Source organism: Streptomyces sp. NPDC088097, from assembly GCF_044741845.1.
GTDB lineage: Bacteria > Actinomycetota > Actinomycetes > Streptomycetales > Streptomycetaceae > Streptomyces.
In genome coordinates this window covers 1,284,383-1,303,588 of sequence record NZ_JBIUTJ010000001.1, presented here as the reverse complement: position 1 = coordinate 1,303,588, position 19,206 = coordinate 1,284,383, and the positions used below count along the sequence as shown (strand labels likewise).

General features: G+C 71.7%; 21 protein-coding genes and 1 rRNA gene. 10 read left to right on the top strand and 12 right to left on the bottom strand.

From position 1 onward, the window contains the following. Positions 1-137: 137 nt before the first annotated feature. Positions 138-254, top strand: a 5S ribosomal RNA gene (gene rrf, locus ACIOD1_RS06070). A gap of 82 nt (positions 255-336) precedes the next feature. Here rrf and ACIOD1_RS06065 read toward each other — a convergent pair. Then, positions 337-1,176 (bottom strand): DUF3626 domain-containing protein, encoded by an 840-nt coding sequence (locus ACIOD1_RS06065; RefSeq protein WP_365620702.1) that lies wholly within the window; start codon positions 1,174-1,176, stop codon positions 337-339. A 205-nt stretch (positions 1,177-1,381) separates the two neighbouring features. On the opposite strand from ACIOD1_RS06065, the gene ACIOD1_RS06060 reads away from it, so the two are divergent. Then, complete coding sequence (locus ACIOD1_RS06060) at positions 1,382-1,939, top strand: GNAT family N-acetyltransferase (protein WP_365620699.1); 558 nt, start codon at positions 1,382-1,384, stop codon at positions 1,937-1,939. A gap of 56 nt (positions 1,940-1,995) precedes the next feature. On the opposite strand, the gene ACIOD1_RS06055 is transcribed toward ACIOD1_RS06060, so the two are convergent. From ACIOD1_RS06055 to ACIOD1_RS06030, 6 genes are all read right to left on the bottom strand, one after another. Continuing rightward, complete coding sequence (locus ACIOD1_RS06055; RefSeq protein ID WP_401900390.1) at positions 1,996-3,579, bottom strand: type VI secretion protein; 1,584 nt, start codon at positions 3,577-3,579, stop codon at positions 1,996-1,998. Between the two features lie 2 nt (positions 3,580-3,581). Next, the gene (locus ACIOD1_RS06050) at positions 3,582-4,997 is read right to left on the bottom strand and encodes an ATP-binding protein (RefSeq protein ID WP_365620693.1); all 1,416 of its coding nucleotides are present in this window, start codon (positions 4,995-4,997) and stop codon (positions 3,582-3,584) included. Positions 4,998-5,015: 18 nt separating this feature from the next. Beyond that, positions 5,016-6,578 carry an SCO6880 family protein gene (locus tag ACIOD1_RS06045; RefSeq protein WP_365620690.1) on the bottom strand — a complete coding sequence of 521 codons (1,563 nt, stop codon included), beginning with the start codon at positions 6,576-6,578 and terminating at the stop codon, positions 5,016-5,018. Further along, entirely contained in the window at positions 6,575-7,924 is a 1,350-nt protein-coding gene (locus tag ACIOD1_RS06040) for a hypothetical protein (protein ID WP_401900387.1), read from the bottom strand. The genes ACIOD1_RS06045 and ACIOD1_RS06040 overlap by 4 nt, the downstream gene beginning before the upstream one ends. Next, a complete protein-coding gene (locus ACIOD1_RS06035; protein ID WP_401900384.1) occupies positions 7,914-8,744 on the bottom strand; it encodes a hypothetical protein in 831 nt (276 codons plus the stop codon). The genes ACIOD1_RS06040 and ACIOD1_RS06035 overlap by 11 nt, the downstream gene beginning before the upstream one ends. A gap of 102 nt (positions 8,745-8,846) precedes the next feature. After that, positions 8,847-9,155, bottom strand: a complete 309-nt coding sequence (locus ACIOD1_RS06030; RefSeq protein ID WP_008742356.1) for a hypothetical protein — start codon at positions 9,153-9,155, stop codon at positions 8,847-8,849. Between the two features lie 377 nt (positions 9,156-9,532). On the opposite strand from ACIOD1_RS06030, the gene ACIOD1_RS06025 reads away from it, so the two are divergent. Beyond that, on the top strand, positions 9,533-10,147 hold the full coding sequence (locus ACIOD1_RS06025; protein WP_365620681.1) for a hypothetical protein: 615 nt from the start codon (positions 9,533-9,535) through the stop codon (positions 10,145-10,147). 736 nt (positions 10,148-10,883) lie between these two features. Here ACIOD1_RS06025 and ACIOD1_RS06020 read toward each other — a convergent pair. Together ACIOD1_RS06020 and ACIOD1_RS06015 are read right to left on the bottom strand one after the other, a co-directional pair. Further along, on the bottom strand, positions 10,884-11,723 hold the full coding sequence (locus ACIOD1_RS06020) for a pentapeptide repeat-containing protein (protein ID WP_401900382.1): 840 nt from the start codon (positions 11,721-11,723) through the stop codon (positions 10,884-10,886). A 4-nt stretch (positions 11,724-11,727) separates the two neighbouring features. Further along, a complete protein-coding gene (locus ACIOD1_RS06015; protein ID WP_401900379.1) occupies positions 11,728-12,261 on the bottom strand; it encodes a GNAT family N-acetyltransferase in 534 nt (177 codons plus the stop codon). A gap of 64 nt (positions 12,262-12,325) precedes the next feature. Between ACIOD1_RS06015 and ACIOD1_RS06010 the strand changes: the two genes are divergently transcribed. The 4 genes from ACIOD1_RS06010 to ACIOD1_RS05995 all read left to right on the top strand — a co-directional run bounded on the left by ACIOD1_RS06010 (position 12,326) and on the right by ACIOD1_RS05995 (position 15,878). Continuing rightward, positions 12,326-12,934 (top strand): LysE family transporter, encoded by a 609-nt coding sequence (locus ACIOD1_RS06010; protein ID WP_401900377.1) that lies wholly within the window; start codon positions 12,326-12,328, stop codon positions 12,932-12,934. Between the two features lie 49 nt (positions 12,935-12,983). Next, positions 12,984-13,778, top strand: a complete 795-nt coding sequence (locus ACIOD1_RS06005; RefSeq protein ID WP_401900375.1) for a thioesterase family protein — start codon at positions 12,984-12,986, stop codon at positions 13,776-13,778. 202 nt (positions 13,779-13,980) lie between these two features. Then, a complete protein-coding gene (locus ACIOD1_RS06000; RefSeq protein WP_401900499.1) occupies positions 13,981-14,985 on the top strand; it encodes an NlpC/P60 family protein in 1,005 nt (334 codons plus the stop codon). Between the two features lie 200 nt (positions 14,986-15,185). Next, positions 15,186-15,878 (top strand): phosphatase PAP2 family protein, encoded by a 693-nt coding sequence (locus tag ACIOD1_RS05995; protein ID WP_401900374.1) that lies wholly within the window; start codon positions 15,186-15,188, stop codon positions 15,876-15,878. A 159-nt stretch (positions 15,879-16,037) separates the two neighbouring features. Here ACIOD1_RS05995 and ACIOD1_RS05990 read toward each other — a convergent pair whose 3' ends face one another. Both ACIOD1_RS05990 and ACIOD1_RS05985 read right to left on the bottom strand, forming a co-directional pair. After that, positions 16,038-16,319, bottom strand: a complete 282-nt coding sequence (locus ACIOD1_RS05990; RefSeq protein WP_365620662.1) for a hypothetical protein — start codon at positions 16,317-16,319, stop codon at positions 16,038-16,040. A gap of 90 nt (positions 16,320-16,409) precedes the next feature. Next, positions 16,410-16,583 (bottom strand): hypothetical protein, encoded by a 174-nt coding sequence (locus ACIOD1_RS05985; RefSeq protein ID WP_365620659.1) that lies wholly within the window; start codon positions 16,581-16,583, stop codon positions 16,410-16,412. Between the two features lie 187 nt (positions 16,584-16,770). Here ACIOD1_RS05985 and ACIOD1_RS05980 point away from each other — a divergent pair, with 187 nt between their 5' ends. Together ACIOD1_RS05980 and ACIOD1_RS05975 are read left to right on the top strand one after the other, a co-directional pair. Next, positions 16,771-17,628 carry a hypothetical protein gene (locus ACIOD1_RS05980; protein WP_401900372.1) on the top strand — a complete coding sequence of 286 codons (858 nt, stop codon included), beginning with the start codon at positions 16,771-16,773 and terminating at the stop codon, positions 17,626-17,628. Between the two features lie 148 nt (positions 17,629-17,776). Beyond that, complete coding sequence (locus ACIOD1_RS05975; protein ID WP_365620734.1) at positions 17,777-17,935, top strand: hypothetical protein; 159 nt, start codon at positions 17,777-17,779, stop codon at positions 17,933-17,935. A gap of 106 nt (positions 17,936-18,041) precedes the next feature. On the opposite strand, the gene ACIOD1_RS05970 is transcribed toward ACIOD1_RS05975, so the two are convergent. Continuing rightward, complete coding sequence (locus ACIOD1_RS05970) at positions 18,042-18,386, bottom strand: metal-sensitive transcriptional regulator (RefSeq protein WP_365620653.1); 345 nt, start codon at positions 18,384-18,386, stop codon at positions 18,042-18,044. A 194-nt stretch (positions 18,387-18,580) separates the two neighbouring features. Between ACIOD1_RS05970 and ACIOD1_RS05965 the strand changes: the two genes are divergently transcribed. Further along, the gene (locus ACIOD1_RS05965) at positions 18,581-19,201 is read left to right on the top strand and encodes a DUF47 family protein (RefSeq protein WP_365620650.1); all 621 of its coding nucleotides are present in this window, start codon (positions 18,581-18,583) and stop codon (positions 19,199-19,201) included. Positions 19,202-19,206 lie beyond the last annotated feature (5 nt).

Below are 19,206 nucleotides of genomic sequence, written 5' to 3'. Positions count from 1 at the left end.
CAGATGTGGAAGCCCGGTAACGGGTGGAGCTGACTGGTACTAATAGGCCGAGGGCTTGTCCTCAGTTGCTCGCGTCCACTGTGTTAGTTCTGAAGTAACGAACTGTGTTCATATCCGGTTGGTTAACTTCATAGTGTTTCGGTGGTCATAGCGTTAGGGAAACGCCCGGTTACATTTCGAACCCGGAAGCTAAGCCTTTCAGCGCCGATGGTACTGCAGGGGGGACCCTGTGGGAGAGTAGGACGCCGCCGAACAATCATTGTGGGAAAGCCCCGCACCAACCCTTACGGGTTCGGTGCGGGGCTTTTCTGCGTTTACGGACCATTTTCGGCGAGGTTATTCGTGCTTGCCTTGGGCGCCGAAGCGGGCCAGGTAGTGCCAGACCCGCTTGAGGGCCTGTTCGTCGTAGCGGCCGGTGCGGGCGGCTTGGCCGAGGATGTGCGGGGTGAGGACGTCGGCGACGGCCAGGGAGGCGCCCAGGTCGACGAAGTCCTGGCCGCGGTACTCGGGGTGGCGACGGAGTTCCGTCACCGTGAGGCGGAAGCCCGGGTGCCATTCCGTCGGGCAGGGGAGTGCGGCCGCGGCGGCCTCGACCTCGGTGTCGCGGTGGCTGGGGTCCAGTACGAGTGCGGCGACATCGCGGTCCAAGTGGACCGGGGAGTGGACTTGGGCCTCGATGTAGTCGTCGAGGGCGTCCTGGTCATCGGCCTCCGCCAGGGCGATCAAGGACATGCGGGTCGCGACCCCGAAGGACTCCGGCTCCAGGTAGCTGTCCGGGTAGCAGAACGTCGTCCTCGGGAGTGCCCGCGGGTGGAGGCGGAAGTGGGCCGAGCCGAAGCGGGGGGCCGCGCCGGTCGGGTTGCGGCGGAAGTTGAGGGCGCCGTAGACCGGACGGGCCTCGGCGGGGGCTTCGTCGTACGCGCCGCCGAAGATGCGGCTCTCCCAACGCCAACGGGCTCCGCCGGGGTGCGCGGTCAGGCCGCCGTTGCTGGTGCCCGTCACGAACTGCGAGCGGTACACGCCCTCCTCGGCCAGGGCCGCCAGGACGGGACGGCCGCCGGCCGTGCGGTCCGGATGGAAGTTCAGCGTGACCGTGTGCTCCGGGTCCAGCGGGGGGCCGGAGGAGAGTGCGGTGACGTGGGCGAGGGCCGAGGCGTGGGGGTGCGGGGCGGGCATGGGTGCAGTGTGCACCAACGCGGTGGCTAAGGGCTGTCCCGTAATGCGTGGTGGATCAGTGCGCGGCGTCGGATGCGGTGCATCGCAAGGCGGAGGGACGCCCGAATACTGGACGTATTCGGGCGTTCCGACAACGCGGCGAGGTGCCGTAGTCGGCGCCGCGCGCCCACCAGGGATGACGGGACAGCCCTTAGGATCCGGAATTATGGATCAGCATGTGGTGCGGCCCGTACGGGCCGAGGAATGGGAGCGGGCCAAGGGCCTGCGGATAGCCGCCCTCCAGGACCCGGCGGCGCCGGTCGCCTTCCTGGAGGTCCTCGACGACGCGAAGGCGCGGCCCGATGTGTTCTGGCAGGAACGGACGGCGCGCGCCGCAGGCGGGCGCGGGGCGCGGCAGTTCGTCGCCGAGGGTGTCGACGGGGTGTGGGACGGCTCGGTGACCATGATCGTCGAGGAGGCCGGGAGCACCGACTTCTTCGGGGAGATGGTCGAGCGGGGGCAGGGCCACCTCGTCGGCGTGTTCGTGCGGGAGGAGCAGCGGGGCGGTGGGCTGGCCGACGCGCTGTTCGCGGCCGCGCTGGAGTGGGCCTGGTCGCTGGAGGGGCCGGCGCTGGAGCGCGTACGGCTCTTCGTGCACGCGGAGAACCCGCGGGCGGCCGCGTTCTACCGGCGGAGCGGATTCGTGCCGAGCGGGCGTGTGGTGCTGCTGGACGACGGGGCTGAGGAGCTGGAGTACGTGGTCGCCAGGAGAGAGGCGACCTAAGGGCTGTCCCGTCATCCGTGGTGGATCCGCGCCCACCAGGGATTACGGGACAGCCCTTAGGCGAACGTGGTCTGTGGCCAGCGGGTGCGGGCCTGTTCGCGGCTGCGGCAGAGGGCCAGGAGGGGGAGGGCTTCGTCCTGGAGGAGCTGGGGGAGTTGGGGGATCGGGGCGACGGCCGCCACGTCCTCCAGGACCAGCGTCAGTGGTGGGTCGAGCCGACCGTGGGATGACCGTGCGGCCATGCGACGGCCATGCTCGACCACGCTGGAGGCGAGTGCGGTCAGCAGGGGCATCGCACCCGGGTGGCTGCGGGGGTCCTCTAGGGCCTCGCCCACCACGTAGAGGCTGCCCCCCTCGGTCACGAACGATGCCAGCGTGAGCGAATCCGTTCGGTTCGGCTTGCAGGCCTCGCGGATGTGGATCGAGGTGAGCGAGGAGAGGGCGCGGGCCGTCAGCTGCTGGGCCTGTTCGCGGCGTTCCGGGTGGGCGATGAGGGCGCCCTCCAGTTCACCGGCCGCGCCCGCGGCGGCCTGGGGGTGGGTCCGCAGGATGTGGACGGGGGCCTGGGAGGTGTGGCCCTGGGCCCAGCGGGCCAGTTGTTTGAACGGGAGGCCGTCGAGGGCCGCTGCCTGGAGCCAGCTGCGCAGGAGGGTTTCCGCGGTGTCGGCGACGGCCGAGTCGAGGCGGGCCGAGGGGCGTACGGGGGCCAGCAGGGCGATCGCGCGGGCGGCGGCCGTGTCGCGGTCGGCGCAGCCCTCGGCGGGGTTCCAGTGCATGCGGGCCGGGGTGTCGCAGAGGTGGGCGGGGTCGTAGAGGAGGACCGGGCCGAGTTTGGCGCGGGCGTCCTTGGTGTCCGACCAGAGGGCGGGGGAGGACGTGACGACCAGTACCGCTCCCTCCGCCGAGGCGATGGCCCGGGCGGCGAGGTGGTGCCGTTCGGCGGGGGAGGCGTAGGCGAGGCGGGGGGCGGCGGTGTCGGCGGTGCTGTGGGTGGCGGCGACCGGGGCCGAGGCGGGGGCCGGGGCCGGGGCCGCGGGGGTGGGGGCGTAGCCGAAGCCGTAGCGGTAGGCCTCGTCCGTGGGGGGCGGCGCGGCGACGGTCGACAGGGCGGGGACCGGCTGCTGCGATTCGCGGGGCTGGGCCGTGACGGGGGGTGCGACCGGGTGGACGGTGGCCGCGGCCGGTTGGGCGGGGACCGGGACGGCCCGGGGTACGGGCTCCCATTCGGGCTCCGGTACGGCAGGGGGTTCGGTCGCCGGCGCGGGGCGCGGTCGGGTGCGGCGGGCCTTCGTACGGGCGATCACACCGAGCGTGAAGATCGTCAGGACCAGCATCACGAGGAGCTGGCTGATGAACAGGCCCCAGAACAGGCCCCAGCCGGACAGGGCCGCCGGGTCGGTCTCGGGCCAGGCCGCCGCGAGGTCGTGGGGTTGCGCTATCAGGGCGCGGACCGCGTCCGGGGTCCGGGTGAAGGTGACCGTGGCCGGCCAGGCGCCCTTGGTGAAGAGGGCGGCCAGGCCGGTGGCCGACCACACCAGGACGGCGAGGCCGAGGAGGAAGGCCAGGAGGCCGACCAGGAGTCCGTCGGGGATGCCGCCGGCTCGCGCCCGGGGCTCCGTACCTCTTCTGGGGTCGCCCACGGTCAGGCCACCGTGGTGGCCGAGCCGGGACCGCCCCGTTGGCGCTCGATGTACAGGGCCCGTTCCTCGGCTTCGAGTTCGGCGGCGAGCAGTTCGTCGGGGAGCTGCTGGGGGGTGGAGGACTCGGTCATGGCGCGGTCGGTGAAGACGAGGGGGCGTTCGGCTTCGGTGATGAGGTGTTTGACGACCTGGACGTTGCCGTTGACGTCCCACACCGCGATGCCCGGGGTGAGGGTCGGGATGATCTCCACGGCCCAGCGGGGCAGACCGAGGACGCGGCCGGTGGCGCGGGCCTCGTCGGCCTTCTGGGCGTAGATCGTTCTGGTCGAGGCCATCTTGAGGATGGCCGCGGCCTCGCGGGCGGCGGCTCCGTCGACGACGTCGGAAAGGTGGTGGACGACGGCGACGAAGGACAGGCCGAGTCGGCGGCCGAACTTCAGGAGGCGCTGGAACAGCTGGGCCACGAAGGGGCTGTTGATGATGTGCCAGGCCTCTTCGACCAGGAAGATGCGCTTCTTGCGGTCCGGGCGGATCCAGGTGTGTTCCAGCCAGACGCCGACGATCGCCATGAGGATGGGCATGGCGATGGAGTTGCGGTCGATGTGGGACAGGTCGAAGACGATCAGCGGCGCGTCGAGGTCGATGCCGACGGTGGTCGGGCCGTCGAACATGCCGCGGAGGTCGCCGTCGACGAGGCGGTCGATGACGAGGGCGACGTCGAGGCCCCAGGCCCGGACATCGTCTATGTCCACGTTCATCGCGAGGGCGGATTCCGGCTCGGGGTGGCGGAGCTGCTCGACGATGTCGGTGAGGACGGGCTGACGGTCGCGGATGGTGTCGACGACGTAGGCGTGCGCGACCTTGAGGGCGAAGCCGGCGCGCTCGTCGAGGCCGTGGCCCATGGCGACTTCGATGATGGTCCGGAGCAGCGCGAGCTGGCCGGTCGCGGTGATCGCCGGGTCGAGGGGGTTGAGGCGGATCCCGTCGTTGTTGGCGGCGATGGGGTCCAGGCGGATGGGGGTTATTCCCAGCTGCTGGGCGATGAGGTTCCACTCGCCGAAGCCGTCCTCGCCCTGGGCGTCGAGGACGACGACCTGGCGGTCCTTGAAGCGGAGCTGGCGCAGGACGTACGTCTTCTCCAGCGCGGACTTGCCGTTTCCGGACTCGCCGAGGACCAGCCAGTGGGGGGCCGGGAGCTGCTGGCCGTAGAGCTGGAAGGGGTCGTAGATGTAGCCCTTGCCGCTGTAGACCTCGCGGCCGATGATGACGCCGGAGTCGCCGAGGCCGGGGGCGGCGGTGGGCAGGTAGACGGCCTGCGCCTGTCCGGTCGAGGTGCGGACGGGGAGGCGGGTGGTTTCTACCTTGCCGAAGAGGAAGCTGGTGAAGGCGTCCGTCAGCGCGGACATGGGATCTCGCATGGCGGCCATTCCCTCCAGCTAGCGTCGGATGCCGGTGGCGAACGGCAGGGTGTTGACGAAGGCGCGGTGGTGCTCGCGGTCGCACCATTCGAGCTTCAGGTAGGACTTGCCGGCGGAGGCGCGGATGGTGCGCTTGTCGCGGGCGAGGGCTTCCGGTGAACGCGAGGACACCGTGATGTACCCGACGAGGTTGACTCCGGCAGCGCCGCTGGCGAGATCTTCACCCCTCTGGTCGAGCCGGCCGTGGGCGGCGATGTCGCGGGGGTCGACGGTGCGGTTCATCTTGGCGGCGCGGGAGGCGTCGGCCTCGTCGTTCGTCTTCTCCGTGAGCATGCGCTCGATGGCGATCTCGGTGGGTTCCAGGTCCATGGTGACGGCGACCGTGCGGATGACGTCGGGGGTGTGGACGAGGAGCGGGGCGAGGAAGTTCACGCCGACCGGGGTCATGGGCCATTCCTTGACCCAGGCGGTGGCGTGGCACCAGGGGGCGCGAGTGGAGGACTCGCGGGTCTTGGCCTGGAGGTAGGTCGGTTCGACGGCGTCCAGTTCGGCGGGCCAGGCGTTGCGCTTGGTCATGGCCTGGATGTGGTCGATGGGGTGGTCCGGGTCGTACATGGAGTGCACGAGGGAGGAGAGGCGGCCCTGGCCGAGGGGCTGGCGCACGCGGATGTCGGCTTCGGCGAGGCGGGCGCAGATGTCGGTGAGTTCGCGGGCCATGACGATGGCGAGGCCGGAGTCGCGGTCGAGCTTGCGTCCCTTGTGGGGGGTGCCGGCGCGGGCGATGGTGACGGCTTCGGCGGCCAGGTCGCGGGTGAAGTGCATGCAGGCGACGAGGTAGGCGCGGTGCTGCTCGGAGGAGGTGGACACCATCGACTGGAGCTGGTCGTAGGAGTCGCGGAGCCAGCCGGGGGACGCGTGGTCGCCGCGCTGGGCGACGTCCTTGGCGTGGGCGTCGGGGTCGGCGGGGAGGGTGCGGGCCAGCATCTGGATGCGGGTGACGAAGCCGTCGCCGTTGGCCACGTGCTTGAGGAGGGTGCCGAAGCGGTCGACGAGGGCTTCCTGGTCCTCGCTGTCGCGCAGTCCGACGCCGGGGCCCTCGATCTCGATGGCGGCGGTGACGGTGCGGCGGTCGGCGTGGAGGAGCACGGCGATCTCGTCGGGGCCGAAGGGGGCGGCGAGCCAGTTGATGCGGCCGATGCCCGGCGGCGGGCCGACCTCGACCTCGCGGCCGTCGGAGGCGCGGGTGCCGGCTTCGACGGCGGAGGAGCGGTACGTGGTGCCGCGGCGCAGGGTGCGCTTGTAGCTGCGGCTGATCTCGAACCAGCGGTAGAAGGTGCGGCCCTTGTAGGGGACGTACACGGCGGCGAGGGCGAGCATCGGGAAGCCGGCGAGGCTGACGATGCGCAGGGTGAGGTCGGGGACGAGCAGTCCGCTCATCATGCCGAAGAACGCGCCGGCGATGATCAGGACGATCTCGCCTGTTTCGCGGTTCTTGCCGACGATCGCGTTCGGCCGGGCGCGGCCGATGAGGTAGGTGCGGCGGGGCGCGATCGGGTGGATCTGGTGGGACTGGGTCGTCAACGCCCGTCACCTCCTGTGTTCCTCGTGCTTGATCCCGTACGGGGCGGGGGTGCGGCGGGGGGGAGGGCCGGGCCGCCGGAGCCACCGGACCCGGTGCCGGAGCCGCGGCTGCTGTGGGCGGCCATGCCTCCGGAGATCTGGTTGCCGCCGCCGCTCGCGCCGCCGCCGCTGTCGCCGCCGGCGCGGTGGGAGCCGCCGCCCCGGCTGCTGTGGGTCTTGATGCCCTGGGAGACGAGGGAGGCCGGGGAGCTGATGACGGCTGCGGCCTGGGCGCCGTCGGTGGCCTTGGAGCGGTTGGTGCGGGCGGAGGCGATCTCGTCGCCGAATCCGGGGACGAAGCGGTAGATCATCGCGGAGGCGAAGATCGCCAGGAGGATGATGGCGAGGCCGGAGACGACGGCGGAGAAGGCGTCGGGGCCCTTGTCGCCGCCCGCGAGGGCTCCGGCGAGGCCGAGGACGATGACGATGACCGGCTTCACGAGGATGACGGCGATCATGATGCCGGCCCAGCGGCGGACGTGGCCCCACATGTTGCGGTCGACGAGTCCGGCGTAGACGACGGTGCCGAGGAGGGCGCCGACGTAGAGGAGGGCGGCGCGGATGACGAGTTCGAGCCAGAGCACACCGGCGGCGAGGACGGTGACGAGGGCGACGACGATCAGCATGATCGGGCCGCCGCCGATGTCGTCGCCCTTCTTGAGGGCTTCGGCGAAGGAGCCGAAGAAGACGTCCGTCTGGCCGCCGGTGGCGGTGGCGAGGACCTCGGTGACGCCGTCGGTGGCGGAGACGACGGTGTAGAGGATCAGGGGGGTGAAGGCGGAGGCGACGACGGTGAGCCAGAGGAAGCCGATGGCTTCGGACATCGCGGTGCTGAGGGGGACGCCGCGGATGGCGCGCTTGGCGACGGCGAGGAGCCACAGGACGAGGGTGAGGATGGTGGAGGCGGCGAAGACGACGGCGTACTGCTGGAGGAAGGCCGGGTTGGTGAAGTCCACGTTGGCGGTGGACTTCACGGCTTCGCTGAGTTTGCCGATGATCCAGGCGGCGGCTTCGGCGCATCCCTTGGCCAGGGAGGCCAGGGGGTTGATGGCGTCGGTGGGGCTGTCGGGGGAGAGTCCCGTGCCGGTGGCGGGATCGTTCCCGAGCTGACGCTCGCAGTTCTCCTTGAGCGGGCCGAAGACACCTTCGCAGCGACTGGGGGAACCTGAAGGGTTGGGCGAGCCCGAAGGGGGGGGCGTTGGGCTCGGGGTCGGTGCGGCGAAGGCTCGGGCGGACAGCAGCACCACGGTCATCTGGACGGCGGCCAGTGCTCCGGCGATTCGGAGCGGGCGGCGGCTACCGGGCATAGGTGAACCCTCCGAACTCCTGGACGGCCTTGCTGATGTCGTCGGACGTGGAAGCGGGTACGTCGCCGGGGACCGGGGCCGGGCCGTTCTGCTGGATGTCCGAGGTGACCTTCCAGTCTTCCCCGACCCAGGACAGCTCGAAGGTCCAGGTCTGCCAGGTGGTGCGCACCGGGCTGGTGGACTTGGCTCCCGACATGCCGATCAGGCCCGTGTACCAGACGGCGACCTTGGCGCTGGTGGGGCCGTAGTTCTCGATGCGGGTGCCGACGGGGACGGCGCGGGTGATGAAGGTGCTGCCCTGCGGGGCGTTCCCGTTCGCGTCGAGGCCCAGGTTGGCGAGGAACGCGGGGGAGTACGTCGCGTCCTGCGCCACTTTGAGCTGCGCCGCCGCCTGCGGTGTGTAGATCCCGTCCATGAGGGCGTGGCGGACGTCCTTCTTCAGCATGCCGTCCGAGCCCAAAGCCACCGTGTAGTTGGCCGCCGCCGATTGGGCGCCCTGTTCGTCGTGGGCGAAGCCCTTGGGGATGCCTGAGGTCTTCGTCGTGACCGGGGAGGTGCCGGTGGGGGAGGTGGAGGAGGCGTTCGGGGCCTTGTCCGAGGTGGGGGCGTCGGGGGTGTCCCCCGAGCGGTTCGCGAACGCGATGGCCGCGATGAGCAGGACGACCACGCCGACCACCGTGATCAGGCCTCGGGAGGCGCGGGGGGCGCGGCGGGGGGTGCCGTAGGAGTCGGTGGGGGAGTCCGGGAGGCGGGTACGGGTCTGGCCCGTGCCGCCGACCTCGCCGTGGCCGCCGCCGCCGTACTGGTCGTCGTTGCTCATCAGATGTCCGCCCCCTCCGCGTCGTACGACGGTAGCGCTCGTTCCCGCTCTGGCGCGGTGTGGTGATTCGTCATCAGGGTGAGGCCGGCCGCGGTGAGTCGGCTAGACGGCCATTCCGTAGACGATCGTGAAGAGGGTGCCGAGGGAGCCGATGATGAAGACTCCCGTGAGGCCGGCCACGATGAGGCCCTTGCCCTGTTCCGCGCTGAATGTGTCGCGCAGGGCGGTCGCGCCGATGCGTTGCTTGGCGGCGCCCCAGATCGCGATGCCCAGACAGAGCAGGATCGCCACGGCCATGACCACCTCGATCATGACCTTCGCTTCGTTGCCGAGACTGCCGAACGGACCCCAATTCGGGGCGATTCCGCCGATGATGGTGGTGATGTCGCCCTTTTCGGCTGCCAGGATCATGTAACTCACCGCCCCTGTATGGGTAGTTCCGGTAGCCCGTGCCCGACGGCAGGGGTCACGCACTATCTTCGCTGATGAAACCGCAACCGTCGTCGACTTGGCGGCTCTCTTTACCCGATATCCCGGCGTGCGCCCCTCTCGCGCGCCCTGACCTGGTCACTCTGTGTATCACGGTGAGTGACCCCGGGCAATGATTGTCGGCCCGGCGGGCGCGGGCCCGGGTGAGGGACGGCCGTTCGGCTCAGTGGGGGCGCGTGTCGTTGGGCCGTACCGCTGACGTATGTCCGACATTCCGTCAGTCTTTCCATCTCCCTGCCGGATTGGGGTGGATGCTCCAGCTCGTCCGAGAGTGCGACGTGACGTAGAGGAGCAGACGGATGGGTTCCGCTTTGAGGCCGGGAAGACGGGCGTGGCTGGCCGGTGGGCTCGCGGTGCCGCTGGTGGTCGCGCTGACGGGGGGTCCGGCCGCGGCCGTGACCGCGGTGCCCGGGCAGGGTGCGGCGGCGGTGGCCTCGGCTTCCCCTTACGTGCCGAAGTGCGGCAAGGAGGACAGCGACCGGGCCGCGGCGCGACAGGCTGCGCGGGCGGCGGCGCGAGCGGCTGCGCCGGGCAACGCGGCGTGTACGGGGCCGCGGGGTGCCAAGGGGCCGAAGGGCGACCGGGGTCCGGCGGGTCCGCCCGGGTCGACCGGGCCGTGCGCGGACATCGACACCGTCGCGGGGCCGGGTACCTCCGAGTTCAGCGGGGCGCTGAGCAAGGGGCGGACGTACGTGGGGGCGCGGGCCACCCCTGCGAGCGCCTACTACTGGGTCGACCTGACCCGGGCCAGGACGCCGGGCTATCCGCGCAACGCCTGCGGGGTGTCGGTCCGCCTGGCGGGCGAGCGGGTGTACGTGAAGGTGCTCACCACGCAGGGTGACATCTACGAGAACTCGTGCACGGTCACGCTGGTCTGCACCCAGGGCTGGACGGCGGTGGTCAAGCCCGGGTGACGGGTTGACCTCGGGTGGGGGTGCGGGTGCGGTTCTGCGTGTGTGGTGGTGTGGTGCGGCCCTGTGACCGGAGAGGGATCTGGTCGCGGGGCCGTGTCGTGGGGGGTGGGGGCGGGGTGGGTCACCGCGCGTGACGGGGTTGGGGGCGTATGGGTGTGTGGAGGGCGTACGGGGGCATGGCTGGGGCGGGGCCCGGTGTCGGGTGCGGGTGGGGTGGCGCTGCGCGGTGCTGGTCCCCGACCCGCCCTTCCTCCGTTCCCCGGGCTGTGCCCGGACCCCGTTGGGTGCGGCGTCGTTGCGGGGGCTCCGCCCCCGGGCCCCCGCGCCTCAAACGCCGGCGGGGCTGGAAGTGGCCGAACGTTGGTGGGGCTGGGAGTGCCCGGACGTTGGCGGGACTGGGAGGGCCCGGACCCGGCGGGGCTGGGAGAGCCAGGGCTGGGAGGGCCCGGACCCGGCGGGGCTGGAAGGTTGCCTCAAGCCCCGGCGGGGCTGGAGGGCCCGGACGTTGGTGGGGCGTGAGGTGCTCAAGCGCCGGTGGGGCTGGAGGGCCCGGACGTTGGTGGGGCGTGAGGTGCTCAAGCGCCGGTGGGGCTGGAGGGCCTGGACGTTGGTGGGGCGTGAGGTGCTCAAGCGCCGGTGGGGCTGGAGGGCCCGGACGTTGGTGGGGCTGGGAGGTCGCCCCGAGCGCCGGTGGGGTTGGGAGGGTGCCTTGTGTGCTGGTGGGTGGGAGGGTGGCTCACGTGGTGGGGGTGGGGGGCCAGTGGGTGGGGTGGGTTCGGGGTGGGGAGAGGCGAGTGGTGGGGGTGCCTTGGGCGGCGTTGAGTTGGGGTTGGGTCAGGAAGAGGGTGTCGCGGAGGTCGGCCCCGCTGAGGTTCGTGTCGCGGAGGTCCGCGCCGATGAGGTCGGCTCCGCGCAGGTCGGCGCCGCTGAGGTCGGCGGCGATCAGGTAGGCGCCGCGGAGGTTGGCGCCGCGCAGGTCGGCTCCCGGGAGGCGGGCGCCCATGAGGTCGGCGCCGCGGTGGTTCTTCTTGCGGCCCGGCAACTTCGCCCGTACCAGCTCGCTCGTCTTGAGGAGCAGCGCGTTGATCTCCTGGCGCAGGGGGCCGACGTCGAGGTCGGCGAGGGTGCGTGCGTCCGCGCGGGTCAGGGCCTCGGTGCGCTCCAGGGCGGTGCGGAGCCGCGGGTGGAGCGGGGCGGCCGGCGGGAGGGTGAGGGCCTCGGAGACGTAGGCGAGCAGCTCGTGCAGGTGCCGCATGACCGGGAAGACCTCGAACATCTCGCCCCGGGTGCCGGGGTGGGTGCGCCAGTCGCGGCCGCCGAAGGTGACCTGGGAGACCTGCTGGCCGGCGCCGAAGCAGTCGAAGACGGTGCAGCCCTGGAAGCCCCGGTCGCGCAAGCCGGTGTGGATGCCGCAGCGGAAGTCCTGTTGGAGGTTCCCGCACGGGGTCCCGGCGGCCTTGTCCACCGCGAAGTCCCGCGACTTCGCGAAGGGGAGCGCGACGCAGCACAGCGCGAAGCAGTTCGCGCAGTCGGCCTGGAGGAGGGGGAGCGGGGCGGGGGCGGGAGGTGTGGGCACGTCCTCATTGTCCCCCGGGGCGGGCGACCGGGGCGGACAGGCGCATCTCCACGGCGGTCCAGGGGGCGCCGGCGACCTCGATGGCGTTCGGGACGGTGCGTTCGACGCGGAAGCCGAGGCGCTCGTAGAGGCGCAGGGCGGCGGTGTTGTGGGCCCAGACGCCGAGGCCGACGGAGGGCAGGCCGAGGGTGTCGAAGGCGTGGTCGAGGGCGAGGGAGACGAGCCGGCCGCCGAGGCCCCGCCCCCGGGCGGCGGGGGAGATCAGGACCCGGCCGAGTCGGCCCGCGTACAGGGAGACGTGGCCGAGGGGATGGCCGTGGGGGCCTTGGGGCCCGTCCGGGGTGAGGGCGGTCCAGGTGGCGCGGTCGGGCTCGGCGGCGTACGCGGTGAGCTGGGTGTCGTCCAGGGGCCAGGTGAAGGCGGTGCCGGCCCAGTTGACGAGTTCGGTCTCGGACGTGATCCAGGAGCGCAGCGGCGCGTGGTCGCGGGGGAGGAAGGGGCGCAGGGCGAGCGCGGGGGCGGGGGTGGGCGTGGGCATGGGGAAAGTATCGGTGGGGCGGAATTCCTTGATCCGGTGGGTGGGGGGAGGCGAGCATCCCTACATGACCGAAGTGATCGCAGTCGCCGTCATCACCGTCCTCGCCGTGATCAGTCCCGGAGCGGACTTCGCGATGGTGGTCAGGAACAGCTACCTCTACGGTCGGCCCACCGGGCTGTTCGCGGCGGCGGGGGTGGCCGGCGGGGTGCTGGTGCACGTCTCCTACACGATGCTCGGGGTCGGTCTCCTTATCGCCTCCTCCACGGCGCTGTTCACGGCGATCAAGCTGGCCGGCGCCGCCTACCTGGTGTGGATCGGGATCCGTACCTTCCGGGCGCGGGCGGACCTGACGGTGGACCTGGAGGCGGGGAAGGGGCTGGGGCCGTGGGGGGCGTTGCGGTCGGGTTTCCTGACCAATGTGCTGAACCCGAAGACGACGCTGTTCGTGGTGTCGACGTTCACGCAGGTGGTGGGGCCCGGTACGGGCGTGTGGCGGCAGGTCGGCTACGGGCTGTTCATGTCGGTGGCGCACCTGGCGTGGTTCGGGGCGGTGGCGCTGTTCTTCTCGAACGCGCGGCTGCGCGACCGGATGTTGAAGGCGCAGAAGGCGCTGAACCGGGCCATCGGCTCGGTGCTGGTGGGGTTGGGCGTGGGGCTCGGCTTCGCCCGCTGAGGCCGGCGGTACTGGTGCCGGAGGTTACCTCTCGGTAGCGTGCGGCGGCATGGACGCTGAGGACGGGTTCTACGAACGGCTCGACGCGGGCCGGTTCCGTGCCACGGAGGCGACGCGGGGGCCGTGGGACCCGGGCGCGCAGCACGCCGGGCCGCCGGCCGCGCTGCTGGGCCGTGCGGTCGAGGAGCGGCCGGGCGGGCGCGGGGACATGCGGATCGCCCGGATCACGTACGAGATCCTGCGGCCGGTGCCGATCGGCGGGCTGGAGCTGACCACGAGCGTGCTCCGGTCCGGCCGCGGTACGGAGCTGGTCGAGGCGGCGTTGACCCCCGAGGGCGGTGACGGGCCGGTGATGCTGGCGCGGGCGCTGCGGATCCGGGTGGCGGCGGAGGCGGTCGCGGCGGTGGTGCCGGCGGTCGAGGTGGAGCCGCCGGGGGAGGCGCGGGTGACGCCGTTCTTCCCCGTGCCGTGGGAGGCGGGGTACCACTCCTCGGTCGAGGCCCGCTTCACGCGGGGGGCGTTCACCGAGCCGGGGCCGGGGACCTGCTGGATGCGGATGAAGGTGCCGCTCGTTGCGGGGGAGGAGGTCCGGCCGCTGGACCGGGTGTTGGTGGCGGCGGACTCGGCCAACGGGATCGGGGCGGTGCTGGACATCCGCCGGTTCGTCTTCGTCAACGGGGACCTGACGGTGCACCTGCACCGGCACCCGGTGGGCGAGTGGGTGTGCGTGCAGGCCCGTACGAGCGTGGACCCGGCCGGCATCGGGCTCGCCGACGCGCGGCTGCACGACGAGAAGGGGCCGATCGGACGGGCCGCGCAGAGCCTGTTCGTGGCCCCTCGCTGATCCGGGGTGTGCCCCGCCGTGCCCCCGTCCGACGGCCGGGGGGACTGGACGCTGGACTTCCGTCACGTCGAGGATGACCCGGAGAAGTGCGCGGGCGTCGACCGCTCGGGCTTCCGACTGGGGTAGTCCGGGCGACAACACGGGCGGTTCGCACGTGAAAGCGACTGGCATGGGGGAGTGTTGACGGATGCGCAGATTCTGGATGGCAGGCGGAATCGGAATCGGGCTCTGTCTGAGCTTCCTCGTGCTCATCGTCGTGGGCACGTACTCGGCTGCGGCGGGGCTCGCGGGAGGTGCGGGCGGCAGGGCCCTGGGGCTCGCGCAGGGGGCCGTACCGGGGAAGTACCAGGCCCTGGTGGAGAAGTGGGGCAACCTGTGTCCCGCCCTCACCCCCGCGCTGCTCGCCGCCCAGTTGTACTCCGAGAGCGGCTGGGACCCCAAGGCCGTCAGCCCGGCCGACGCGCGCGGGATCGCGCAGTTCATCCCGGGCACCTGGGTGGGCCACGGCATAGACGGGGACGGCGACGGGGACCGGGACATCTGGGACCCCAACGACGCGATCCCGTCGGCGGCCTCGTACGACTGCCAGTTGGCCAAGGACGTGGCGGGCGTGCCCGGTGACGCCACGGCCAACATGTTCGCGGCGTACAACGCGGGCGCGTACGCGGTCATCAGGTACGGCGGTGTGCCTCCGTACAAGGAGACGCAGGGGTACGTGAAGTCGATCACCGGCCTGGCGAAGGGCTTCGCCCGGCCCGTCGGGCGGGTGGCGCCGTCGCAGCAGGCCGCCGGGGCCATCTACTTCGCGCAGAAGCAGCTCGGGACACCGTACCTGTGGGGTGGCAACGGGACCGCCGACCAGGACGGGCGCTTCGACTGTTCCGGGTTGACCAAGGCGGCGTACGAGACGGTCGGGATCGAGCTGCCGCGCGTGGCCAACGACCAGTACAACGCCGGTTCGCACCCCGCGCGGGCCGAACTGCTTCCCGGCGACCTGGTGTTCTTCTCCGATGATCTGACGAACTCTCGGGAGATTCGGCACGTCGGCATGTACGTGGGCGGCGGCTACATGATCAACGCCCCCTTCACCGGCGCGGTCATCCGTTTCGACAAGATCGACACGCCCGACTACTTCGGCGCGACCCGGGTCACCAAGGACGGCGCCGAGGCGCTTCCGGAGCGGGCGGCGGCTACTCCGGGGGTGTAGTCGCTCTCCGTGAAGCAGAGGCCTTGAGCTGCGACGACGAGTCACTCTTGGATAACGTTGGAGTGATCATTCGGTGGAGAGTGGAACGTACCTGCCAGAACGGGCGTTCCATGAACACGGGGGTCGATCCACGGGGGTTGAAGGGGCGCACACCGCTGTGCGTCCGCAGGGGACCTAGGCAAGGCAAGGGGCCGTTTCGGATGGCTGGACTCACGACCGGTGGGCCGAATGTCGATGTCAGCCTGCTGTACGGGATCAACGGTCTGGCCCGCCAGACCCCGGACTGGTTCGACCGCGGCGTGAGCCTCCTCGGCGCGTACGGACTGCCCCTCGCCTGCGTGCTGCTCGTGCTGTGGTGCTGGCGCGGGGCCCGGCGGCAGGACGAGACGACCGCCGCGGAATCCTTCGCCGCGCTGGTCTGGGCCCCGCTCGGGGCCGCGGTGGCGCTGCTCGTGAACGTGCCGCTGCGCGAGTTCGTCGCGCGGCCCAGGCCCGCCCTCCAGCACGACGGCCTCCAGGTGCTCCCGGGCGCCGGTGGCGCCGACGGCCTCTCCTTCGTCAGCGGCCACGCCACCTTGACGATGGCGCTCGCCGTCGGGGTGTTCCTGGCCAACCGCCGGCTCGGCCTCGTCGGCATCGGGCTGGCCCTCACCGAGGGGCTGTGCCGGGTCTTCCTCGGGGAGCACTACCCGACCGACGTGATCGGCGGCTTCGCCCTCGGCACCGCCGTCGTGCTGCTCCTCGCCCCCCTGGCGATGGCAGCGCTGGCCCCGCTGGTGCGGGTCGTGGCGCGCTCGCCGCGTGCCGGGCGGCTGGTACGGGCCCGCGGGCGCGTGCTGGCCCGGCCGGTGGAGCTGGAGCGGCGGCCGGCCGAGAGCGACCTCGCGGCCTGAGGCGCGGCGGGCTCGGGCTCGGGCTCGGGCTCGTGTGAGCGCGGCCCGGTCAGCCCGCGTACGAGTTCCACGCGGAGAGCAGGACCGCCGCCAGCAGGCACAGTCCCGCCGCGCCGAAGCACAGCCGGACCGCCGTCGGGCGCCGCCGCGGTCGGGGCCTCACAACTCGCCGTCGCCCTCGCCGCCGTCGCCACCACCTCCGGGGTCCTCGGTTCCGTCGCGGCGGTAGCGGGAGCGCAGCCACAGCCCCGTGGCCACGGCCGCCGCGGTGGTGAGCCCGATGGCCAGGGCCACGTCCCCGGGTCCGTCGGCGGAGCCCACCGGGCGGGCCCAGGCGGCCGCCGCCGGGGAGGAGACGAGCAGCAGGGCCCAGAGGAGGGTCGCGAGCCGGGGTGCGCGCCGGGGCGCGGGACGGCGGGACGTGGTCGCGGGTGCTGGCATGACTCCAGGGGAACCGGGGCGACGCCGCTCGGCCGGCCCGGGCGTCCGAACGGCCGAAGGAACGGCCTCCCCGGCGATCCGGGGCGGTTCCTACCCCGCCGTGTGGCGGGTGGCGTCCCTACGGGCCAGGTCACGGGAGCGGCGGGCGGGACCGGTCCAGCCGCAGGTGCAGACGGCCAGGCAGAACGAGCCGCGCTCCGCGGTGCTCGTCAGGTGGCCGGACGGTGCCCGGGCCGGTTCCACGAGGTGACGGGGAACGGGCACGGCGGTAAACGGAGGGACGAGGGTCGCCTTGCTGTGCGGATCCACGCTTCCACGGTACCCGGCACCGGCCCGGCCGGGTACGCCCCCCGGAACTCGCGGGCCCGTGACGGGAATCCCCGGACCTCGTTAAGCGGAGCGGGTGGGGACCTCGGGCAAACAGCGGGCACGCGTTGGGGGTTGGCAGGCGATGGTGGTGCACCAGTACAGGCGGCGGCGCGGACGTGCGGGTCGAGGCGGGCGGGCCCTGCTCGCTGTGGGGTCGGCCCTGGCCGTGGCCGTGCTGACCGGCTGCGGGGCCGCCAGCGGCGCCGCGACGGCTCCCGGCGACGACCGTCCGCCGGGGGATCCGGGCGCCCTGGTCCGGGGGGCCGCCGACGCGCTGGCCGCCACCGGGAGCGCGCGGGCCCGTACGGCCATGGAGATGGCGACCGGAGGGACCCGGGTCACCATTCGGGGCGAGGGCGGGGTCGACTTCAGGAAGCGGATGGGGCAGCTGCTGGTCATGCTGCCCGCCGACGCCACGGGCAAGGCCGAGCACCGGCCGATCACCGAGCTGCTGGTGCCCGGCGCCCTCTACATGAAGAACCGGGGAGCGGGCGTCCCGGACGACAAGTGGGTCCGGCTGGACACCACCGCCCTCGCCGACGGGAACCTGGTCACGGGAGGGGCCACCGATCCGCTGGCCGCCGCCGAGCTGCTGCGGGGCGCGCAGGACGTCACGTACGTGGGCGAGACCGAGGTGGCGGGGACCAAGGTGCGGCACTACCGGGGGACGACGGACATCGGTCGGGCCGCGCGGAGCGCCTCGCCGGGGATCAGGGGTTCCCTTGAGGCGGCGGCGAAAGGGTTCAGCAAGGACAGCGTGCCGTTCGACGCCTACCTGGACGAGGAGGGAAGGCTGCGGCAGGTCCGTCACCGCTTCACCTACGTCAAGAATGGCGTGATCGATGTCTCCTCGACCACGCTGCTGTACGGGTTCGGGACTCCGGTCAGCGTCGTATTGCCCCCGAGCGGGGACATTTACGCCGGGAAGATCGCCGAGTAGCCGCCCGGGCGGGCCCGGACGGCACGTCCGGGCCATGGCCCCGGTATCCGGAAATGGTCCATCCGTGTCATGCGCGGTACGGCGTGCGCTCCCTACGCTGGGGAGCCGAGCGCCGACGGGCGAGTGGCGGCAGAGAGAGGTGACCCGCGTGACTCCCGCAGGCGGTACGACGGTGCAGGACCACGTGGCGCTCGCCGAGATCGAGCTGTGCGGCGAACTGATCATCGCGGCGTCCGCCGCCGTGGAGGAACGGCTCAGCCAGGACCGGATCGACGAGGTCCTGAGGGGCGTCGGCTTCTGCTTCTAGCCGGACTCCCGGGCGGACCGGGGCCTTGAGATATCGGGCCTCCGGGGTATCGGGCCTCGGGGTATCGGGCCTCGGATGTCGGCTCTCGGGCGTCGGCTCTCGGGTGTCAGGTGCGCAGCAGGCGGGCGATGGCCTTGGTGGCCTCTTCGACCTTGGCGTCGATCTCGTTGCCGCCCTTGACGGCCGCGTCCGCGACGCAGTGGCGCAGGTGCTCCTCCAGGAGCTGGAGCGCGAAGGACTGCAGGGCCTTGGTGCTCGCCGAGACCTGCGTGAGTATGTCGATGCAGTAGACGTCCTCGTCGACGAGCCGCTGGAGCCCCCGGATCTGCCCCTCGATGCGGCGCAGCCGCTTGAGGTGCTCGTCCTTCTGGTGGTGGTAGCCGTGCACGGGGGCGGGGCCGGTTTCGGCCGCGGTTTCGGCTCCGGAGTCTTCCGCCTCGATGGTCGTCATGCCGTCCTCCCGTGGTCCGCGACGGGGGTTGATACCCCGCATGGGTATAGGGTACTTGGCCCCGGACGCCAGGACAGGGGTCCCTGCCGCCCACTGTGCCCGATGGAGGACACTGGGGAACTGCCGGTTAGCCGTGGCCGGGGGATGCGCCTAGCATCAGCCTGACCGAATCCAATGCACCCCGAGGACCTCACGTGCGATTTCGCCTGACCCCCAGGGAGACGAGCTTCTACGACATGTTCGCCGCATCCGCGGACAACATCGTCACGGGCTCCAAGCTCCTGATGGAACTGCTCGGAGCGGACCCCTCCGCCCGGGTCGAGATCGCGGAACGGATGCGGGCGGCGGAACACGCGGGAGACGACGCCACCCACGCGATCTTCCACCAGCTGAATTCGTCCTTCATCACGCCGTTCGACCGCGAGGACATCTACAACCTGGCGTCTTGCCTCGACGACATCATGGACTTCATGGAAGAGGCGGTCGACCTGGTCGTCCTCTACAACGTGGAGGAGCTCCCCAAGGGCGTCGAGCAGCAGATCGAGGTCTTGGCGCGGGCGGCCGAGCTGACCGCCGAGGCCATGCCGCACCTGCGGACCATGGAGAACCTCACCGAGTACTGGATCGAGGTCAACCGTCTGGAGAACCAGGCGGACCAGATCCACCGCAAGCTGCTCGCGCAGCTCTTCAACGGCAAGTACGACGCCATGGAGGTGCTGAAGCTCAAGCAGATCGTCGACGTCCTCGAAGAGGCCGCCGACGCGTTCGAGCACGTCGCGAACACGGTGGAGACCATCGCGGTCAAGGAGTCCTGAACCAC

Coding starts and splice junctions, on each gene's coding strand:
- ACIOD1_RS06060 (WP_365620699.1), top strand. CDS start 1,382: ATGGATCAGCATGTGGTGCGGCCCGTACGGGCCGAGGAATGGGAGCGG.
- ACIOD1_RS06015 (WP_401900379.1), bottom strand. CDS start 12,261: ATGCCCACGCCCACCCCCGCCCCCGCGCTCGCCCTGCGCCCCTTCCTC.
- ACIOD1_RS06025 (WP_365620681.1), top strand. CDS start 9,533: ATGGGTTCCGCTTTGAGGCCGGGAAGACGGGCGTGGCTGGCCGGTGGG.
- ACIOD1_RS05980 (WP_401900372.1), top strand. CDS start 16,771: ATGGTGGTGCACCAGTACAGGCGGCGGCGCGGACGTGCGGGTCGAGGC.
- ACIOD1_RS06040 (WP_401900387.1), bottom strand. CDS start 7,924: ATGCCCGGTAGCCGCCGCCCGCTCCGAATCGCCGGAGCACTGGCCGCC.
- ACIOD1_RS06035 (WP_401900384.1), bottom strand. CDS start 8,744: ATGAGCAACGACGACCAGTACGGCGGCGGCGGCCACGGCGAGGTCGGC.
- ACIOD1_RS05995 (WP_401900374.1), top strand. CDS start 15,186: ATGGCTGGACTCACGACCGGTGGGCCGAATGTCGATGTCAGCCTGCTG.
- ACIOD1_RS06050 (WP_365620693.1), bottom strand. CDS start 4,997: ATGCGAGATCCCATGTCCGCGCTGACGGACGCCTTCACCAGCTTCCTC.
- ACIOD1_RS06010 (WP_401900377.1), top strand. CDS start 12,326: ATGACCGAAGTGATCGCAGTCGCCGTCATCACCGTCCTCGCCGTGATC.
- ACIOD1_RS05970 (WP_365620653.1), bottom strand. CDS start 18,386: ATGACGACCATCGAGGCGGAAGACTCCGGAGCCGAAACCGCGGCCGAA.
- ACIOD1_RS05990 (WP_365620662.1), bottom strand. CDS start 16,319: ATGCCAGCACCCGCGACCACGTCCCGCCGTCCCGCGCCCCGGCGCGCA.
- ACIOD1_RS06005 (WP_401900375.1), top strand. CDS start 12,984: ATGGACGCTGAGGACGGGTTCTACGAACGGCTCGACGCGGGCCGGTTC.
- ACIOD1_RS06000 (WP_401900499.1), top strand. CDS start 13,981: ATGGCAGGCGGAATCGGAATCGGGCTCTGTCTGAGCTTCCTCGTGCTC.
- ACIOD1_RS06030 (WP_008742356.1), bottom strand. CDS start 9,155: ATGATCCTGGCAGCCGAAAAGGGCGACATCACCACCATCATCGGCGGA.
- ACIOD1_RS06065 (WP_365620702.1), bottom strand. CDS start 1,176: ATGCCCGCCCCGCACCCCCACGCCTCGGCCCTCGCCCACGTCACCGCA.